The 18,256-nt window shown below is 70.5% G+C and carries 19 protein-coding genes and 1 tRNA gene; 11 read left to right on the forward strand and 9 right to left on the reverse strand.

Features of this window, described 5'->3' with window-relative positions:
- Window positions 1–2 precede the first annotated feature (2 nt).
- Window positions 3–788: an MBL fold metallo-hydrolase gene (locus tag J3P44_RS04715; RefSeq protein ID WP_255889072.1), complete on the forward strand. Its 786-nt coding sequence runs from the start codon at window positions 3–5 to the stop codon at window positions 786–788.
- A gap of 15 nt (window positions 789–803) precedes the next feature.
- On the opposite strand, the gene J3P44_RS04720 is transcribed toward J3P44_RS04715, so the two are convergent.
- Window positions 804–1,454 (reverse strand): response regulator, encoded by a 651-nt coding sequence (locus tag J3P44_RS04720; protein WP_255889073.1) that lies wholly within the window; start codon window positions 1,452–1,454, stop codon window positions 804–806.
- Window positions 1,451–2,614 carry a sensor histidine kinase gene (locus tag J3P44_RS04725; protein ID WP_255889074.1) on the reverse strand — a complete coding sequence of 388 codons (1,164 nt, stop codon included), beginning with the start codon at window positions 2,612–2,614 and terminating at the stop codon, window positions 1,451–1,453. Before J3P44_RS04725 ends, J3P44_RS04720 begins: the two co-directional genes overlap by 4 nt.
- A 234-nt stretch (window positions 2,615–2,848) precedes the next feature.
- Here J3P44_RS04725 and rph point away from each other — a divergent pair, with 234 nt between their 5' ends.
- Window positions 2,849–3,589: a ribonuclease PH gene (gene rph, locus J3P44_RS04730; RefSeq protein ID WP_255889075.1), complete on the forward strand. Its 741-nt coding sequence runs from the start codon at window positions 2,849–2,851 to the stop codon at window positions 3,587–3,589.
- A complete protein-coding gene (gene rdgB, locus J3P44_RS04735; RefSeq protein ID WP_255889076.1) occupies window positions 3,586–4,218 on the forward strand; it encodes an RdgB/HAM1 family non-canonical purine NTP pyrophosphatase in 633 nt (210 codons plus the stop codon). The genes rph and rdgB overlap by 4 nt, the downstream gene beginning before the upstream one ends.
- Here rdgB and J3P44_RS04740 read toward each other — a convergent pair.
- Both J3P44_RS04740 and J3P44_RS04745 read right to left on the reverse strand, forming a co-directional pair.
- Entirely contained in the window at window positions 4,207–5,082 is an 876-nt protein-coding gene (locus J3P44_RS04740) for a bile acid:sodium symporter family protein (RefSeq protein WP_255889077.1), read from the reverse strand. The two genes, rdgB and J3P44_RS04740, sit on opposite strands and share 12 nt — an antisense overlap.
- Before the next feature lie 52 nt (window positions 5,083–5,134).
- Window positions 5,135–5,216: transfer RNA gene (locus J3P44_RS04745), tRNA-Leu, on the reverse strand.
- Window positions 5,217–5,360: 144 nt separating this feature from the next.
- On the opposite strand from J3P44_RS04745, the gene J3P44_RS04750 reads away from it, so the two are divergent.
- The 4 genes from J3P44_RS04750 (at window position 5,361) to J3P44_RS04765 (ending at window position 11,052) form a co-directional block, all read left to right on the forward strand.
- The gene (locus J3P44_RS04750) at window positions 5,361–7,691 is read left to right on the forward strand and encodes an ATP-binding protein (RefSeq protein ID WP_255889078.1); all 2,331 of its coding nucleotides are present in this window, start codon (window positions 5,361–5,363) and stop codon (window positions 7,689–7,691) included.
- 138 nt (window positions 7,692–7,829) lie between these two features.
- A complete protein-coding gene (locus J3P44_RS04755; protein WP_372496486.1) occupies window positions 7,830–9,515 on the forward strand; it encodes a glycoside hydrolase family 13 protein in 1,686 nt (561 codons plus the stop codon).
- Complete coding sequence (locus J3P44_RS04760) at window positions 9,512–9,886, forward strand: hypothetical protein (RefSeq protein WP_255889080.1); 375 nt, start codon at window positions 9,512–9,514, stop codon at window positions 9,884–9,886. The genes J3P44_RS04755 and J3P44_RS04760 overlap by 4 nt, the downstream gene beginning before the upstream one ends.
- A 191-nt stretch (window positions 9,887–10,077) precedes the next feature.
- Window positions 10,078–11,052: a GH12 family glycosyl hydrolase domain-containing protein gene (locus J3P44_RS04765; RefSeq protein ID WP_255889081.1), complete on the forward strand. Its 975-nt coding sequence runs from the start codon at window positions 10,078–10,080 to the stop codon at window positions 11,050–11,052.
- 24 nt (window positions 11,053–11,076) lie between these two features.
- Here J3P44_RS04765 and bcp read toward each other — a convergent pair whose 3' ends face one another.
- Both bcp and J3P44_RS04775 read right to left on the reverse strand, forming a co-directional pair.
- Window positions 11,077–11,547 carry a thioredoxin-dependent thiol peroxidase gene (gene bcp / locus J3P44_RS04770; RefSeq protein WP_255889082.1) on the reverse strand — a complete coding sequence of 157 codons (471 nt, stop codon included), beginning with the start codon at window positions 11,545–11,547 and terminating at the stop codon, window positions 11,077–11,079.
- Window positions 11,544–12,608, reverse strand: coding sequence for a HoxN/HupN/NixA family nickel/cobalt transporter (locus J3P44_RS04775; RefSeq protein ID WP_255889083.1), 1,065 nt, complete (start codon window positions 12,606–12,608; stop codon window positions 11,544–11,546). Before J3P44_RS04775 ends, bcp begins: the two co-directional genes overlap by 4 nt.
- Before the next feature lie 92 nt (window positions 12,609–12,700).
- Between J3P44_RS04775 and J3P44_RS04780 the strand changes: the two genes are divergently transcribed.
- The 4 genes from J3P44_RS04780 (at window position 12,701) to J3P44_RS04795 (ending at window position 15,529) form a co-directional block, all read left to right on the forward strand.
- Entirely contained in the window at window positions 12,701–12,949 is a 249-nt protein-coding gene (locus tag J3P44_RS04780) for a DUF3618 domain-containing protein (RefSeq protein ID WP_255889084.1), read from the forward strand.
- Window positions 12,950–12,966: 17 nt separating this feature from the next.
- Window positions 12,967–13,299, forward strand: a complete 333-nt coding sequence (locus J3P44_RS04785) for a GroES family chaperonin (RefSeq protein WP_255889085.1) — start codon at window positions 12,967–12,969, stop codon at window positions 13,297–13,299.
- A 9-nt stretch (window positions 13,300–13,308) separates the two neighbouring features.
- Window positions 13,309–15,297 (forward strand): NAD(P)-binding domain-containing protein, encoded by a 1,989-nt coding sequence (locus J3P44_RS04790; protein WP_255889086.1) that lies wholly within the window; start codon window positions 13,309–13,311, stop codon window positions 15,295–15,297.
- A gap of 85 nt (window positions 15,298–15,382) precedes the next feature.
- Window positions 15,383–15,529, forward strand: a complete 147-nt coding sequence (locus J3P44_RS04795; RefSeq protein WP_200948198.1) for a GPGG-motif small membrane protein — start codon at window positions 15,383–15,385, stop codon at window positions 15,527–15,529.
- 97 nt (window positions 15,530–15,626) lie between these two features.
- On the opposite strand, the gene J3P44_RS25405 is transcribed toward J3P44_RS04795, so the two are convergent.
- From J3P44_RS25405 to J3P44_RS04810, 3 genes are all read right to left on the reverse strand, one after another.
- On the reverse strand, window positions 15,627–16,319 hold the full coding sequence (locus J3P44_RS25405) for an ANTAR domain-containing protein (RefSeq protein ID WP_255889087.1): 693 nt from the start codon (window positions 16,317–16,319) through the stop codon (window positions 15,627–15,629).
- A gap of 104 nt (window positions 16,320–16,423) precedes the next feature.
- Complete coding sequence (locus tag J3P44_RS04805; RefSeq protein WP_255889088.1) at window positions 16,424–17,161, reverse strand: GAF and ANTAR domain-containing protein; 738 nt, start codon at window positions 17,159–17,161, stop codon at window positions 16,424–16,426.
- An 81-nt stretch (window positions 17,162–17,242) separates the two neighbouring features.
- On the reverse strand, window positions 17,243–17,968 hold the full coding sequence (locus tag J3P44_RS04810) for a GAF and ANTAR domain-containing protein (RefSeq protein WP_255889089.1): 726 nt from the start codon (window positions 17,966–17,968) through the stop codon (window positions 17,243–17,245).
- Window positions 17,969–18,256 lie beyond the last annotated feature (288 nt).

An 18,256-nucleotide genomic window follows, 5' to 3' on the forward strand; every position in this document is an offset into this window, starting at 1 on the left:
CGATGAGGCTGACGATCGTCGGCTGCTCGGGCTCCTACCCCGGGCCGGAGTCCCCGGCGAGCTGCTACCTCCTCGAGGCGGACCACGACGGACGCACCTGGCGGATCCTGCTCGACCTCGGCAACGGCGCGCTGGGCCAGCTGCACCGCTACGCCGACCCACTGGGCATCGACGCGGTCTTCATCAGCCACCTGCACGCCGACCACTGCCTCGACCTCTGCGGCTACTACGTGATGCGCAAGTACCACCCCGCCGGGCCGCGACCGCGGATCCCCGTGTGGGGCCCGGTGGGGACGGCCGAGCGGATGGCGCGCGCCTACGACCTGCCCGCCGACCCCGGCATGACCGAGGAGTTCGCCTTCCACGAGTACGACAGCCACGAGTACGACGGCGGGGAGCAGGGCGTCCCGATCGACGTGGGCCCGTTCCGGGTGCAGGCCACCCCCGTCGTGCACCCGGTCGCGGCGTTCGCGCTCACGGTCACCGCCGGAGGCCGCACGCTGGTCTACTCCGGCGACACCGGCCCCTGCCCGGCCCTCGACGAGGCCGCGGCCGGCGCCCACCTGCTGCTGGCCGAGGCGTCCTTCCAGAGCGCCGCCGACAACCCGCCCGACCTGCACCTGACCGGCGCCGACTGCGGACGTACGGCCTCCAAGGCGGGCGTCGAGCGGCTCGTGCTCACCCACGTCCCGCCGTGGTACGACGCGGCGGTCGCCGAGGCTGAGGCCCGCGCCGAGTGGTCGGGACCGGTCGAGCTCGCCCGCGCCGGGACGACGTACGAGGTCTGACGCTCAGGCCAGGGCTCAGACCAGGCCCGCGTCGTGCACGACCATGGCCACCTGCACCCGGTTGGTGGAGTCGAGCTTGGTCAGCAGCCGGGACACGTGGGACTTCACGGTCGGGATCGAGAGGTAGAGCTCCGAGGCGATCTCGGAGTTGCTGAGCCCCCGGCCCACGCACACGGCGACCTCGAGCTCGCGCTCGGTGAGGACCCCCAGCCGGTCGGCCGCGGTGGAGGAGCGGTCCGTCGGCATGGTGCTGCGCAGCCGTGAGACCAGGCTGCGCGTCGCGGACGGCGACAGCATCGCGTCGCCCGCCGCCACCGTCCGGATCGCGTTGACGATGTCGCCCGGCGGGGTGTCCTTGAGCAGGAACCCGTCCGCACCGGCGGCGATCGCCCGCAGCACGTGGTCGTCGGCGTCGAACGTGGTGAGCACCACGACCGCCGGCGGTGCGGCGGACTGGTGGAGCACGTGGGTCGTCTCGAGCCCGTCCATCACCGGCATCCGGATGTCCATCAGCACGACGTCGGGCTCGAGCTCGGTGACCAGCGCCAGGCCGGCCTCGCCGTTGCCGGCCTCGCCGACCACCTCGATGTCGCTCTGGCCGCCCAGCATGAGCGACAGGGCAGACCGGACCAATGGGTCGTCGTCGACCAGCAGGACCCGGATCACGCTGTCCACGGTAGCCATGCCTCCAGCACGAACTTCGAGTTCTCGGTGCGCTGGTGGAGCCGCCCGCCGCGCAGCTCGGTGCGCTCGCGCAGTCCGACCAGGCCGAGCCCGGCACCCGGCGCGCCCGTCGTCCGGTCGCCCAGCGGGTTGGCCAGCACCACCGTGATGCCCGACTCGGGGTCACCCGCGGAGCGGATCTCGACCACCGAACCGGGGGCGTGCTTGCGCACGTTGGTGATGCCCTCCTGGACGATCCGGTAGACGGTGCGGCCGGTGGCGTGCGGCACCGGGGTCGTGTCGTCGACCTCGTCGGAGAAGTCGATGTCGAGGCCGAGGGTCCGCGCCTCCTCGACGAGGGCGGGGATGTCGTCGTACGTCGGCTGCGGTCGTGCCGTGACCGGTCCGGGGTCGTCCTCGCGGAGCACGCCGAGCACGTCGCGCAGCTCGTGCAGCGCGTCGTTGGCCTGCCCTTGGATCTGGCCCAGCCCCTCGCGCAGCCGGTCGCCGTCGAGGTCGTCGCGGAACGCCAGGGCCCCCGCCTGCATGGAGACCTGGGTGATCCGGTGGGCGAGCACGTCGTGCATCTCGCGCGCGATCCTGGCCCGCTCGGTGGACCGGGCCTGCGCGACCCGCAGCTCCTGCTCCCGCTCGGCCCGCTCGGCCCGGGTGCGCAGGTTCCACATGATCTCGCGGCGCGAGCCGATGTAGAGGCCCCAGCCCATCATCCCGGTGTTGACCGCGACGTTGACCAGCGTGGTGATCACCGGGTCGTTGTCCACGAAGGGCGCGATGGTCGTGTAGGTCTGGGCGGCCACGAGGTTCGCGACGCCGACGAGCAGGACCTCCCAGGTGACCCGGCGGGTCGCCACGGACACGGCGGCCAAGGTGGCTGGGCCGGCCGCGATGCCCGACAACGCACTCATCGCCGCGACCGCCAGCGCGATCCGCACGGGCGCCCGGCGACGGAAGAAGACGAGCACGTAGGCGGCGGCGCCCAGCACGAGCTCGGCGGTGAAGAGGAGGGGATAGTCGCGACGCTCGATGCCGGCGACCGACTCCCAGACCCCCACCGAGATCACCAGGCAGAGCGCGTAGCGCCATGCGTGGGAGACCCAGGTCAGCTCGGGCTGGGTCTCGGAGAGGGTGGGACGGGTCTCCACGGCGTTCAGGGTAAGCGACCGGAATACCTACTTTGGTCGCAGTCGGGACCGCCTCACGGCCGATGTGGCCGCCGTACGAGCCCTCCACCCTTGTCCTACCACCGCGCGGAGGGAGCTGCGCGGCGTCGGGGCCGCGCAACCGGTCCCCACGGGGGAGGGGCCTGCTGCCGGGTCCGGTGGCTCACGGGGGTGACCGGACCCGGCCTCGCCCCGCCGGGGCTCTAGGGTCGTGCCATGACTTCCGCCCCCCGCGCCACGTCCCGAGAAGACGGCCGCGCCGACGACGAGCTCCGCCCGATCACCATCACCCGCAACTGGCTCGACCACGCTGCCGGGTCCGTCCTGATCGAGTTCGGCGGCACCAGGGTCCTCTGCGCCGCGTCGGCCTCAGAGGGCGTGCCGCGGTGGCGCAAGGGGTCGGGACTGGGCTGGGTCACGGCGGAGTACGCGATGCTGCCCGCCTCGACCAACACCCGCTCCGACCGCGAGTCGGTCAAGGGCAGGATCGGTGGGCGCACCCACGAGATCTCGCGCCTCATCGGCCGCTCCCTGCGGGCCGTCATCGACTACCGGGCTCTCGGCGAGAACACCATCGTGCTCGACTGCGACGTGCTGCAGGCCGACGGCGGCACCCGGACCGCAGCGATCACCGGCGCGTACGTCGCCCTCGCCGACGCCGTCGCGCACCTGCGGGCCAACGGCGCCTTGAGCGGTGAGCCGCTCACCGGCTCGGTCGCCGCGGTCAGCGTCGGCATCATCGACGGCGCTCCGCGGCTCGACCTGCCCTACGTCGAGGACGTCCGCGCCGAGACCGACATGAACGTGGTGATGACGGGGGACGGGAAGTTCGTCGAGGTGCAGGGGACCGCCGAGGGCGCGGCCTTCGACCGCGCCGAGCTCGACGCGCTGCTCGAGCTGGCCGAGAAGGGCTGCGCCGACCTGACGCGTCTCCAGCGCGAAGCGCTTGCCACATGAGGGTCTTCCTCGCCTCGCGCAACACCAAGAAGATCCTCGAGATGCAGCGGATCCTGGCCGAGCACGTCCCCGACGTCGAGGTCCTGGGCATCACCGACGTGGACGGCTACGACGAGCCGGTCGAGGACCAGCCCACCTTCGCCGGCAACGCGCTGCTCAAGGCCCGCGCCGGGGTGGCGGCGACCGGACTGCCGTCCATAGCCGACGACAGCGGACTCTGCGTCGACGCGCTCAACGGCATGCCGGGCGTGCTGTCGGCGCGGTGGGCAGGCCAGCGGCTCGGTGACAAGGAGCTGGCCGACGCCCGCAACAACGAGCTGCTGCTGGAGCAGCTCCGCGACGTGCCGGACGAGAGGCGCGGCGCCCACTTCGCGTGCGCGGTCGCATGGGTGCGGCCCGACGGGAGCGAGCGCGTCGTCGAGGGCCGGATGGACGGACGGATCGTCCGCGAGCAGCGGGGGAGCGGCGGCTTCGGCTACGACGTGGTCTTCGTCGCGCGCGAGCACGACGCGGAGGGACTCACCTCGGCCGAGCTCGAGCCGGGGGAGAAGGACCGGATCTCCCACCGCGGCCGGGCGCTGCGCGAGCTCGCGCCGTACGTGGCGGCCGACCTCACGTCAGCCGACTGACGCGCTCTCCCGGGCCGCGACCTGGCGCGAGACCCACATGCCCCACAGCGCCGCGAACACGAACATGATCAGCGAGTAGACCGCCGCCGGCACGGAGATCTCGACCTCGTCGAGCACCTCGACCGCCACGAAGATGGCGAGGGTGGCGTTGTGCACGCCGACCTCCATCGACGAGGCGATGGCCTGCGGACCGGTGACGCCGAAGGCCTTCGGGACGAAGTAGCCCGCCAGCAGGCTGATGGCGCAGAAGAGCGCGGCGATGAGGCCGACGTCAGTGAGGTACTCGCCGACGTTCTCGACCTGGTCGAGCAGGATGCCGACGACCAGGATCGCGAGGATCACGGCCGATCCGATCCGGACCGGTTTGTCCATGCGTCGCGCGAACCCCGGCGCCCGGTCGTTGACGAGCATCCCGATCCCCACGGGAAGCAGGATCAGGGCGAACACCTTGGCGATCTCGACCAGTGGCATCGTGACGTCGTCCTGCCGGTCGAACCAGGCGATGGCGAAGCCGGTGATCAGCGGCAGCGTGACGACCGCGATGACCGTGTTGATGGCCGTGAGCGTGATGTTCAGCGCGACGTCACCACGGAACAGGTGGCTGAAGAGGTTGGCGGTCGTGCCGCCCGGCGAGGCCGCGAGCAGCAGCATCCCGATGCCCAGCAGGGCGGGCAGGTCGACGAGCACGACCAGGCCGAAGCAGATCGCCGGCAGCAGCACGATCTGGCACGCCAGCGCGACCCCGACCGCCTTGGGAGCCCGGGCCACCCGCCTGAAGTCGGCGATCGTCAGGTCGAGGCCGAGCCCGAACATGATGACCGCCAGGGCGAGGGGCAGTCCGACGGTGGTCAGCGCTGAATCCATGCGCGGACTCTAGGCGCGTCGTGCCCTCCCTGAGGTCGACTCGCGCAAGGAGTGCCGAAGGCGGGAGTCGAACCCGCACGCCCGGGGGCACACGGACCTAAACCGTGCGTGTCTGCCAGTTCCACCACTTCGGCAACGGCGCCAGTCTAGGAGGCGGCGGAACGCTGGCGCGGCGGCGGGGCGGCCGTACACTGTGAGCGATCAGGGTGCGCGGGGGCGCAGGGGTGCTGAGTGATCCGATGGGCTGTCTCGGGTGGGACAGCAGGGGCGGAGTCCGCATGACAACCACGAAGTCGTCGCCATCGGGTCGCGGTGCGCTGCCCGCTGAGCTGACCAGCTTCGTCGGCCGTCGCCGTGAGCTCGCGGAGACCCGCAAGCTCCTGGCCGGCAGCCGGATCCTCACCCTGACCGGCGTGGGTGGAGTCGGCAAGACGCGCCTGGCGCTGCGGATGGCCGCCGAGGTCCGGCGCACGTTCCCCGACGGCGTCTGGTTCGTCGAGCTGGCCGCCCTGCACGACCCCCAGCTGCTCCCGAACACGGTGGCCAACACGCTCGAGCTCCGGCAGGTCTCCGCGGACCCCGCAGGAGACCTGGCGGCCTACCTGGAGGAGAAGAGGCTCCTGGTGGTGCTCGACAACTGTGAGCACCTCACCGACGCCTGCGCGATGCTGGCCAGCAAGCTGCTGGCCGCGGCCCCCGGCCTACGCATCCTGGCCACGAGCCGGCACGTGCTCGGGGTCGAGGGCGAGCAGATACTCGTCGTGCCACCCCTGTCCACACCGGACGCACAGGTGAGGGCCGGCGACGCCACGCACTACGACTCCGTCTCGCTCTTCCTGGACCGCGCCGCGGCCGTGGCGCCCGACTTCGAGCTCGCGGACGGCAACCGCGACGCCGTGGTGGAGCTGTGCCGGCGGCTCGACGGCATCCCTCTGGCGATCGAGCTGGCCGCGGTGTGGCTGCGCACCCTCTCCCCGGTGCAGATCCTGGACCGCCTCGAGGACCGCTTCCGGTTGCTCACGACCGGGCGGCGCGCTGCGCCCGCCCGGCAGCAGGCACTGGACGCGACCATCGGGTGGAGCTACGAGCTGTGCTCACCTGCGGAGCAGCTGCTGTGGGCCCGACTCTCCGTCTTCTCCGGGGGCTTCGACCTCGAGGCGGCCGAGGATGTCTGCAGCGGCGACGAGATCCAGCGCGACGACGTCCTGAACCTGGTGGCGAGCCTGGTCAACAAGTCCATCCTGGTGCGCATCCAGGCGACCGAGCACACGACCGCCTGGTACCAGATGCTCGAGACGGTGCGGCAGTACGGCGCGGCCCGGCTCGACGACGGCGAGCGGCGGGCGTTGCAGGTCCTCCACCGCGACCACTACCGGTCCCTGGCGCAGCAGTACGACGCCGAGGGCTTCGGCCCCCACCAGGCCGACTGGTTCATCCGGCTCCGGCGCGAGCAGGGCAACGTACGGGCCGCCCTGGAGTTCTGTCTCACGGACCCGGCGGAGGCCGCCGCGGCGTTCGAGATCGCCGCCCCCACCTGGAACTTCTGGTTCGCGGGGTTCCTCAGGGAGGGCTACCGCTACCTGTTGCAGGCGCTGGACCTGGCCACCGAACCGACCAGGAGCCGTGCCTATGCGTTGTGGGCCGCCAGCTACCTGGCCATGTTCGCGACGGAGTTCGACCGCAACAAGGCGATGCTGGACGAGTGCGCCGAGATCGCGGCAGGGCTCGACGACAAGCGGTTGGACGCACGCATCAAGGAGTGTCGTGGGCACGCGAGCCTCTACCAGGGCGACGTGCCGACCGCCATCGGGCTCCTGCAGGAGGCGCGCGCCGAGTTCCGGGTGGTGGGCGACCCGCTCGGCGAGTTCGACACGCTGATCCTGCTCACCGCCGCCACGTTCTTCGTCGACGACCCCCGGGTCGAGGACTTCAGCCGCGAGGCACTGGCGCTCGCGGACCGGCACGGAGCACTGTCGTCGAAGGGCTACGGACTGTGGAGCGTCGGCGTCGCCCAGTGGCGCGCCGGCAACTACGGCCGGGCGATCCGATCGCTCCGGGAGTGCGTGCGGCTCTTCCAGCCGATGCACGACCTCACCGGCATCAGCTTCGGCGTCCAGGCGCTCTCCTGGTGTGCCGCCTTCAGCGCTCCCGACGAGGCGGCCGCGCGGCTCCTCGGTTGCTCGCAGGCGGTCTGGCGGACGAGCGGGGCGAAGGTCGACGAGACCAACGCCTACGGCGCCTTCGACAAGCGGTCCGAGGACCAGGTGCGCGAGGCGCTGGGTTCCGAGCGGTACGAGGAGGCGTTCGCGGAGGGCGCGGCCTACTCCTTCGAGCAGGCGGTCTCACTCGCGCTGGGTGAGGGCCTCGATGCCGCGGGCGGCGACGAAGCCGCGCGCCGCCGCGTGCCGAGCGTGTCGGGCCTGCTGACCCGACGTGAGCGGGAGATCGCCGAGCTGCTCGCCGAGGGCCTGAGCAACAAGGAGATCGCGGCGCGGCTCGTCATCTCGCAGCGCACGGTCGAGACCCACGTCGACCACGTCCTGGGCAAGCTGGCGATCACGTCCCGCGCCCAGGTCGCCAGCTGGGTGGCCGAGCAGCAGGCTCGGTGACGCGGTTTGCGTCGCACTACGTAGCCCGCGCATCTACGTAGTCATCTCCGTACCTCTTCGGATGCCGGGGAGGTGGGGTAGGTGTGAGCGTTAACACACGCCGTTCCCCACCACCCGAGGACCCCCCCGATGTCCACCATGACCCTTGCTGCCGCTGTCCCCCCGTACAGCCGGGAGCGGTCCGGTGACAACCTCGGGTGGTGGCGGAACGGCGTCATCTACCAGGTGTACGTGCGCAGCTTCCAGGACTCCGACGGAGACGGCGTCGGCGACCTGGGTGGCGTTCGCGCCCGCCTTCCTTACCTGCGCAGCCTCGGGGTGGACGGGATCTGGCTCAACCCGTTCTACGCCTCGCCCCAGCACGACCACGGCTACGACGTCTCCGACCACATGGCCGTCCACCACGAGTACGGCGACCTGCTCGCCTTCGACCGGCTGGTCCACGACGCCCACCGCCTGGACATCAAGGTCATCGTCGACGTCGTGCCCAACCACTGCTCGATCGAGCACCCGTGGTTCACGGCCGCCGTCGCTGCCGGACCGGGCAGCCCCGAGCGCCTCCGCTTCCACTTCGCCGACGGCGCTGGTGAGCACGGCGAGCTGCCCCCCAACAACTGGCGCTCCATCTTCGGTGGACCTGCCTGGCGCCGGATCAGCGAGCCTGACGGCTCGCCCGGGCAGTGGTACCTCCACACGTTCGCCCCGGAGCAGGCCGACTTCAACTGGCGCCACCCGGAGGTCGCCGACCACTTCGAGCAGGTGCTTCGGTTCTGGCTGGACCGGGGTGTCGACGGTCTCCGCATCGACGTCGCCCACGGCCTGCACAAGCGCGACGGACTGCCTGACCACGAGTTCGCCATCGACGACGAGCTGACCGGCGACCCGGTCAACCCCTACGCCTGGAACCAGCCCGAGGTGCACGACGTCTGGCGCCGCTGGCGAGCCGTCGCCGAGGAGTACACCGACCTCACGGGTCGGGAGCGGGTCCTGGTCGGCGAGGTGGGCGTGCTGGACGCTGGCGAGCTCGCGTCGTACCAGCGCCCCGACGAGCTGCACCAGAGCTTCTTCTTCGAGTTCCTTCGCGCGCCCTGGAGCGCCGAGTCGCTGTCGCAGGTCATCGACCGGGGGCTGGGCACCGTTGCCGCGCACGACTCACCCGTGGCGTGGGTCCTCAACAACCACGACATGCCCCGATCCGTGACGCGGTACGCCGGAGGCGCCCCCGGGTTCGACGCCGGGGACGTCGACCTGGGCCTGACCCGAGGCCGGGCGGCCGCCCTGCTGATGCTCGCGCTGCCGGGCTCGGTCTACATCTACCAGGGCGAGGAGCTCGGTCTTCCCGAGGTCACCGACCTGCCCGACGACGTGCTGACGGACCCGATGTTCCACCGCACCGGTGGCGCGCGACGTGGCCGCGACGGTTGCCGGGTCCCGCTGCCCTGGGAGTCGGGGCACGACGCGTTCGGGTTCTCCCCGTCGGGCGGCCACGCCCCCACCTGGCTGCCGCAGCCCGAGTGGTTCGCCCACTACTCAGCGGATCGTCAGCTCGAGTCCGGTGAGTCCATGCTCCAGCTCTACCGCGAGGCCATCGCCCTGCGACACCGCGTCCCCGCTCTGTCCTCGGGCGACTTCCGGTGGCTGCCGACCGAGTCCGGCGTCCTCGGGTTCTCCCGTGGCGACGGCTTCGCCTGCATCGTCAACTTCTCCCCGCGTCCGGTGTGCGCGCCCCGAGGGGCGCGGCTGCTGCTCGGCAGTGACCCCGGAGTCGGGGAGAAGCTGCCCCCGGACAGTGCCGCTTGGTTCCTTCTAGAGGAGATGTCATGAGCAACCCCCCGCTGCTGCTCGGCTACATCCGTGCCGACGTGCTCAGGAGCCGGACGGAGGTCCACCGAGTGGAGGCCCAGCTCCACGCGTGCGCCGAGCGCGAGGACTTCTGCCTCGGGACCGTGTTCGTGGAGCGGGGCCGCAACCCCGGCGCGTTCCACGCCCTGATGGCCGAGGTGACCCGCGAGGAGGCCTGGGGCATCGTCGTCCCGGACCTTCGCCATGTCGGCGTCGTCGAGCAGCTCATCCTGAACAGGCACGAGGTCGGTGCCCGGCTGGCCGTCCTCACGGCCAACGTTCCCCCCCGTCCCGGTGGACCTGGCGCCGTCCAGCCTGCGCGCCAGGTCCGCCGATCCACCCCTGTGGGCTGACACCCCCTCTGGGAGCTGTCGCTGTGAGCTGACGCCCTGTGTCGGCGTCGTCCTCGCCCACCACGGCTGCACTGCCGTGTCGCTGGGCAGCGCCGGCATCGACCGGGTCGAGGCGTAGGTACCGCGCCCCCACCACAGCACTGTCCGACAACGAGTGACCACCGTGGTCACCGTAGATACAGGAGTCTGTTTTGAGACGCACCACCATCGCCGCGCTGGTCGCGGGTCTGTTCGCACTGTTCGGAGTCGTGCTCGTCGGCTTGCCCGCCTCCACGTCAGCGGCCATTCCGCGTCAGGACTTCTGCGAGGCGAAGCCCAACCACCCCAAGTGCAGGACCCCCACACCCACGCCGACCCCAACGCCGACCCCAACGCCGACCCCCACACCCACGCCCACGCCGACCCCGACGCCCACGCCGACCCCCGACCCGGGCGGCAGCGTCTGCACCAACCCGGAGTGGACCTCGTCGGAGGACGGCGCGACACACGGCTGGCAGGTCACCCCCTACGACCCGCCCAACGGCGTCGGCTTCTACGGCCAGGTCATGGTCCACAACAACATGTGGAACGCCGGCGGCTACAACGTCTCGCAGACGATGGGTGCGTGTGACTACGACTCCTGGTACGCCATCGCCACCGCTGACAACTCCCGCGGCGACGGCGCAGTGAAGACCTACCCCAACGTCCACATCGACTACGTCGACTGGGGCACCGGCTGGATGCAGCCGCTCAGCGAGTTCTCCTCGCTCAAGATGCGGTTCGCCCACGACGCACCCGAGACGGCTGGCATCTGGAACGTGGCGTTCGACGTCTGGCTCAACGGAGTCGGCGACGGTGAAGCCAATGAGCTGATGATCTGGACCGAGAACCACAACCAGCGCCCCGCGGGGACGAAGGTCGGCACGGTCACCCTCAGCGGCGTTCAGTGGGACTTCTGGAAGGGATACGCCGGCCACTACCTCGCGTTCGTCCCCACCAGCGGGGCGGCGATCCCCGCCGGTGAGCTCGAGCTCCTGGCCTTCACCAACTATCTCGCGGCCAACGGGCACATCCCCGCAAGCTCCACCATCGGGCAGCTCGACTACGGCGTCGAGGTCGTCTCCACCAACGGCGTGCCGACGAGGTTCGACTTCACCGACTTCGCTGTCACCGAGGTCCTCCGCTAGACGGCAGCGGGCGCGACCTGGGGGTCAGGCGAGTCCCAGGTCGCGCCGCAGCTTCGCGACGTGCCCGGTGGCCTTGACGTTGTACTGCGCGAGCTCGACGGTGCCGCTCTCGTCGATCACGAACGTCGAGCGGATCACGCCCTCGACCTCCTTGCCGTAGAGCAGCTTCCTCCCGTAGGCGCCGTAGGACCTGTGCGCCGCGAGGTCCTCGTCGGAGAGGAGGGTGAGGGTGAGGGCGTCGCGCTCACGGAACTTCGCCAGCTTGGCGGGCTTGTCCTTGGAGACGCCGAGCACCTCGTAGCCCGCTCCGCGCAGCGAGTCGAGGGACTCGGAGAAGTCGCACGCCTGCTTCGTGCATCCGGGGGTCATCGCCGCCGGGTAGAAGTACACGATGACCTTCTTGCCGCGCAGGCTCGAGAGGGACACCTGCTCCTCGGCGTCGCTGGTGAGGGTGAAGTCCGGTGCGGTGTCGCCGGCAGCCAGGCGGTCGGTCATGTGAGCCCCTTCTCGAACTTCTCCTCGATCCGCGCGAGGTGGTACCACGCCACGCTCGCGCCCCAGACGAGGATGAACAATGCCACGAGGCCGAAGCCGACGTGCTCCAGGTCCAGCTCGCCCGCCCAGCCGAGCACGGGCACCCACTCGGACGCGAGCTGCACCAGCAGCAGCAACCCGATGGACAGGGCGACGGTGACGGAGAGGATCGTGACGGTGAAGTTGTAGTAGATCTTGCGGATCGGCTTGAGGAACGCCCACGCGTAGGCCCGGCTCATCAGCACCCCGTCGAGCGAGTCGAACAGGACCATGCCGGCGGCGAACAGCACGGGCAGCGTCAGCACGGCGTACCAAGGGAGCGCGAACGCCGCGGTGCCACCGGCGAGCACGAGCAGCGCGATCTGCGTGGCCGTGTCGAAGCCCAGGCCCATCAGCAGCCCGACGGGGTAGAGGTGCCGGGCCCTGGTCACCCGCTTCATGGTGCGCTTGAAGATGCGGGCGAGGAAACCGCGGTTGTGCAGGTGGTGCTCCAGGTGCTCCTCGTCGAACGTGCCGGCTCGCAGGTGTCGGTAGGCGTGCACGATGCCGAGCAGGGCGCTGAGGTTCATCAGCCCGATGACGATCAGGAAGGTCCCGGCCGTGACGGTGCCCACGGTGCCCAGGCTGCCCTGGAGCAGGGAGCCCTCGTCGCGCACCGGGTCGGCGAGCGCGCGTACGCCGACGGCGAGCAGGAGGCTGAGCCCGAAGACGACGCTCGAGTGCCCGAGGCCGAACCAGAAGCCCGTCGTGGTGGCAGGGCGCCCCTCGCCGACGAGCTTGCGGGTGGTGTTGTCGATCGCGGCGATGTGGTCGGCGTCGAAGGCGTGCCGCGCCCCCAGCAGAAAGGCCGCCACGCCCAGGCCGACCCCGAAGACGCCGGCGCTGCCGACCTCGAAGCGCTGGGGGACCACGACCGCCAGGAGCACGCCCCAGCCCACGAGGTTGAGGGCGACGACGACCGCCGCCATCGCGGTCAGGTGTCGCCGGTCGGTAGGGGACCAGGCGCGGCGGGTCTTGTTCACGCGGCGATGCTATTGCATGTCATTTGCAACAAGCACCGCCGCCTGCACGAGCGCGTTGCCCGGGGGCACCGACGCGTTGGTAGCCTGCCCGGGTGACCCAGGACATGAGCGCGCTCGAGCGCGAGATCGAGGAGACGCGACAGCGACTCGCTTCGACCATCGACCAGCTCGCCCACCGCGCCCACCCCAAGACGATCGTCGGGCGGCAGGTGACGACGGTGAAGTCCCGCTTCGTCGACCTCGACACCGGTGCTCCGCGCACCGACAACATCCTCAAGGTGGCCGGCACCGTCGTCGGCGTCGTCGTCCTGCTGGCCGTCGTGCGCCGGGTCGTCCGCTGACCGCCCCCTCGACCGGCATGGTGGCCAACGGGGGCAGTGCCCCGATCAAGATGCTCCACGACCGCGTGCTCGTGGAGGTCGACAAGGACGCGGGCGAGCGCCGCTCGACAGGCGGCATCGTCATCCCCGCCACCGCGGCGATGGGTGCGAGGCGCCTGGCCTGGTCGCGGGTGATCGCGGTCGGCCCGCACGCGCGTGCGGTCGAGGTCGGCGACCGGGTGCTCTTCGATCCCGAGGACAAGGCGGAGGTCGAGGTCCACGGCGAGGTCTACGTCGTGATGCGCGAGCGTGACGTCCACGCGGTCGCGGCCGAGCGGCTCGACGGCGGCTCGACGGGGCTCTATCTCTAGGCTCTGCCCATGGCCTACCTCGTCAAGCAGTCCGACCGCGCCCCCGCGGTCACCGCGCCGGTCCCCGTCGACGAGTCGCTGCCCCGCGCGTGCGTGATCGGCGCCGGCTCGTCGGGCATCACCGCTGCCAAGCACCTCTACCTCGCAGGCATCCCCTTCGACTGCTACGAGTTGGGCAGCGACATCGGGGGGACGTGGGTGTTCGACAACTCCAACGGCCAGTCGGCCTGCTACGACAGCCTCGAGATCAACACGTCCTGCGCACGGATGGCCTACTCCGACTTCCCGATGCCGGAGGACTACCCGCCCTACGCCCGGCACGACCAGGTCCGCGACTACTTCGAGCACTACGTCGACCACTTCGGGTTCCGGCACACCATCACCTTCGACACCACGGTCGAGGACGTCTCGCGCACCGCCGACGGTCGCTGGGAGGTGCGGATCACCGGCCCGGGCGGCACCGAGACCCGGACGTACGACGCGGTGCTGGTCGCCAACGGCCACCACTGGGACCCCCGCTGGCCCGAGCCGGCCTACCCGGGGGACTTCGCCGGCGAGCAGATCCACGCCCACGACTACCGCTCCGGCGACCAGTTGCAGGGTCGTGACGTGGTCGTGGTCGGTGCCGGCAACTCCGCGATGGACATCGCCGTCGAGGCGTCCTTCACAGCGCGTACGACGACGTGGTCGGTGCGCCGGACCGAGTGGGTGCTGCGCAAGTTCTTCCTCGGCAGGCCCAGCGACCAGGTGGCGCTGCCGGGCTGGCTGCCGTGGTGGGTCACCGCCGCGCGGCTGCGGCTCGGCGCGACGGTGGCCGGCAGCATGACGAAGTACGGCCTGCCGGCCCCGACGCACAAGCCCGGTCAGTCCCACCCCGTGCAGTCGGACCAGATCCGAGCGCGCCTCGACGCCGGAGCGGTGACCGCGCGACCGGGGATCGAGCGTCTCGACGGCGACCGGGTGGTCTTCGTCGACGGCACCTCGGCCCCGGCCGACCTCATCGTGTGGGCCACCGGCTACCACGTGAGCTTCCCGTTCTTCAAGCCCGAGCTCGTCTCCGCGCAGGACAACGAGCTCCCGCTCTGGAAGCGCGCCGTCCACCCCGACCTGCCGGGTCTCTACTTCCTGGGCCTCGTGCAGGCGATCGGTGCGGTGATGCCGATCGCGGAGGCACAGTCGGCCTGGATCGCCGAGACGCTCGCCGGCCACTACGTGCCCCCCTCCGACGCCGTCATCCGCCGCCAGATGCTCGCCGACCACGAGCGCGACAAGCGGCAGTTCTACGCCTCGCCCCGGCACACGATGGAGGTCGACTTCGACCACTACCTCTGGGACCTGGAGCGCGAGCGCAAGGCGGGGCGCGCGCGCGCCACCTCGTCACGCATGTCCCGCGTCGCGCCCACCGCCACGACGCCGGTGCCCGGGGGCGGCGGCGCGCGGGTGCGGCGTACGGTCGCGCGTGGCCTGCTGCGGGCCGTCCGCTGGAAGACGGTCGGTGAGGTCCCCCAGCGCGGCGTCCTCGTCGGCGCGCCGCACACGTCCAACTGGGACTGGGTGCTGACGCTGCTCCTGGCCTGGCGCTACGGCATCACGATCAAGCTGCTGGTCAAGCAGGAGCTCTTCGTCGGCCCGCTCGGGTGGCTGCTGCGCCGCACCGGCGCCGTGAAGCTGGACCGCAAGAACCCAGCGGCCACCATCAAGCAGCTGCTGGCGGAGGCCGAGGGCGACGATCCGTGGTTGATCGGGATCGCCGCCGAGGGCACGCGCTCGCGCGGGGACTACTGGAAGTCCGGCTTCTACCGCATCGCCCGGCAGACCGGCCTGCCGATCACGCTCGCGTTCCTCGACGCGCCCTCGCGCACCGTCGGCTGGGGACCGACGTTCCACCCGACGGGCGACGTGAGCGCCGACATGGACGTGCTGCGCGAGTTCTACGCGGACAAGACCGGCTTCCGGCCGGAGGGCTTCACGCCTCCGCGGCTGCGCGAGGAGGGGTGAGTCCCGCCCTCCGAAAGGGTGTGACCGACTTTCCTGCCGGACCTCGCGGTGGCTAGGTTGAAGGGACAAACGAAGGGAGCATGACATGGCTCTGTTGCTGTGGATCCTCGCCGTCATCCTTGTGGTGTCCGGCATCGTCTCGCTGGTCAGGGGCCAGGTGCTGATGGGCATCGTTCTCATCATCGTCGGCCTGCTGGTCGGCCCGGGTGGGGTCAGCCTCTTCACCAAGTAGGCCGTCCTGGATCCGTCCAGGCCCGTCTGCACGCGTACACACCGAGAGCCGGTCCGTGAGGACCGGCTCTCGGCTTGTGCGCCACAGGGAGTGGGGGCTACTCCGGGCGCACGGGCGGGAGCCGGCGCGTGTGCACGAGTTCCTCGGAGACTTGGGTGAGCGTCCGCTGCTGCTGCCGCGCGACGCTCCGCAGGTAGTCCGACGCCCGGTCGGCGTCGTCATGGAGCCACGCCATCACCAGGCCGATGGCCTGCCCGAGGACGGCGCGTTCGGCCAGCTCGTCGTGCAGGTGCTCGATCTCGCGCAAGGCGGCCAGAGCGCTGACGACCTGGGCTGCCATCACCTCGGCGACCACGGGGGCCGCGAAGGCGACCTGGGAGTGGGTGGTCGAATAGATGTTCAGCACGCCCAGGGGCTTGTCGTCGTGCCACCGCAGAGGTGTCGCGACCTGGGACCTCAAGCCGAGCTCCGACGCCGCCGGGACGTAGCGTTGCCAACGGTCGTCTCGCTGGATGTCGGCGGCCACGACGGGGTAGGCGTTCCGAGCGCTGTCGATGCCGGGGCCCTCGCCCAAGCCGTACTGGAGCTGGTCGAGGTCGGCCACGAGGTCGCCCTCCTGCGCCAGGGTCGAGATCTCCCCGGCGTCGCCCACGACGGTGATGCTCACCTGGTCGAAATCAGGGAGCAGGCACAGCAACATCCGCGCGTTGACGGTCATCGACCGTCGTGCGTCCCTGGCCGCCACCTCGAAGCGGGGATACGACGCCACCCCGTGCGTGCCAATGATCACTGCTGGAAACCCCCGGTTGCGCGTTTCGGATATGTCGCTACCGGGTCTGGGGCGGCACCATCCAGTGAACCAGAGAAGCGCGACCAGGAGAAGAGCGGAGCGGGTCAGCTGTGCGCGGGACGCGTCAGGTCGGGCAGGCTGAGCGGGTCGGTGGTGACCGTGTAGGCCACCTTGCCCAGCCCGAGCCCACGGCTGCGGCAGTAGGCGCGCAGCCTGGCGAAGGCCTCGTCCGGGCTCTCGCCGTGGAGCTGCGCGAGCACTCCCTTGGCCTGCTCGATCACGATGCGGCTGTTCAAGGCCGCCTGCAGCTGCTCGGTCAGCAGCTCCGCACGGGTGATGGCGCGTTCCTGCAGCAGGCCGATGGTCGCGATGTCGGCCAGCGCCTGGACGACACGGACGTCAGCATCTTCCATCTGTCCCGCGTCGCTGCCGAACATGTTCAGCGCGCCGATCACCTGTCCTCGCAGGCGCATGGGGAACGCGTGGACCGACCGGAAACCGGCTGCGACGGCGTGCGGCGCGAACTGCGGCCACCGGTCCTGCGTGGTCCGGAGGTCGGTCACGATCACCGGCTCGCCGTCGCGGAAGCAGTCCTGGCACGGGCCTTCGTCGGCCTGCACCTGGAACAGCTCGAGCATCTCGGCTCTCTCCTCCGAGGCGGCCATCAGCTGGAGCCGGCCCCGGTGGTCGGCGAGCATCAAGCCGCAGATCCTGGCAGCAACCAGGTCGGAGGCGTGCGTGGTCACGCGTTGGAGGAAGTCGATCAGGTCGAACTCGTCGACGAGGGTGTCCGCGACTTCGACGAGGACCTCCGCCAACCGGTCAGACGCAATGGTTGTCATGCTTGTCGTTCCCTTCATTCGGGAAGCTGAGCCAGACCGGACGGTCTGCGGGTGCTGGTCGCGAACATGCCCAGTCCGTCATCACGCGTCCGACTCCAGGGTGAGTTTACGCGCGATGACCTCTCGGGCAACGTCGATCGCGCGCCGTTCGCGGGCGTAGGCATATGCGCGGAGTCGCATGAGTGCCTCTTCGGCGCTGATGTCGAGCTGCGCCATGATCATCCCCTGCGCCTGGTAGACCTCGAACCGGTTGCCTTGCATGTCGTCGAACAGGTCGGCGCCGCCGGACGAGGTCGCCCTGCCGCCGTCGAGCAGACCCTGCATCGCCACCTCGGCGAAGGTCAGGGCGCGCGAGAGCGCGTCGGGCGACAGGTTGCCCGTGTGCTCGCGATAGACGTCCAGCGCCCCCAGTCGGGCAGCGCCGATCTGCAGGGGGAACGCGAAGACCGCGCGTACGCCGTGGAGGTGGGCAGCGGGGGCGTACCCCGGCCACGTCGTGGCGGCGGTGGCTTCGAGATCGGGCACTAGGACCGGGCTGCGCGACGCGTAGGCGTCGATGCAGGGCCCCTCACCCATCACGAACTGGAGCTCTTCCACGAGCACGCTCATCTCGTTCGAGGCGGCGACCGGCAGGGGGTCTGTCCCCTTCGAGAGCAGGCTGATGCCCACTCCCATGGCGGGCAGGTCACGCCCGGCCGCCCGACACACGCGCTGCAGCCATCCGGCCACGGCGGGCTTGTCCTCCTCGGTCGGGGTCTCCTGCGAGATCAGCTCCCGCACACGGACCGCCTCTTCGAAGGACGTCATGGCGCGGTCCCCGAGTGGCACACCATGCTCATCTGGCCTCCCGCTCTCGGCATCTCCCCTACAGGGTCGCCGGGTCCAGGACGACAGGCATCCAACCTACAAGGGTTGGGCTGCAACAGAGAAGCCCCTCTCGCTGTCTCCAGTCGAGAGGGGCTTGCAGTACGCCATCAGGGACTCGAACCCCGAACCCGCTGAGAACTCTCTGCAGCAGTGACCGACGACGAACAGTCGCGATGATTGGCCTTCTGACCTGCAGTTTCGTCGTTTTCCGGCGTTTGTCACTCGTCG

This window comes from Nocardioides astragali (assembly GCF_024436375.1).
Taxonomy (GTDB): domain Bacteria; phylum Actinomycetota; class Actinomycetes; order Propionibacteriales; family Nocardioidaceae; genus Nocardioides; species Nocardioides astragali.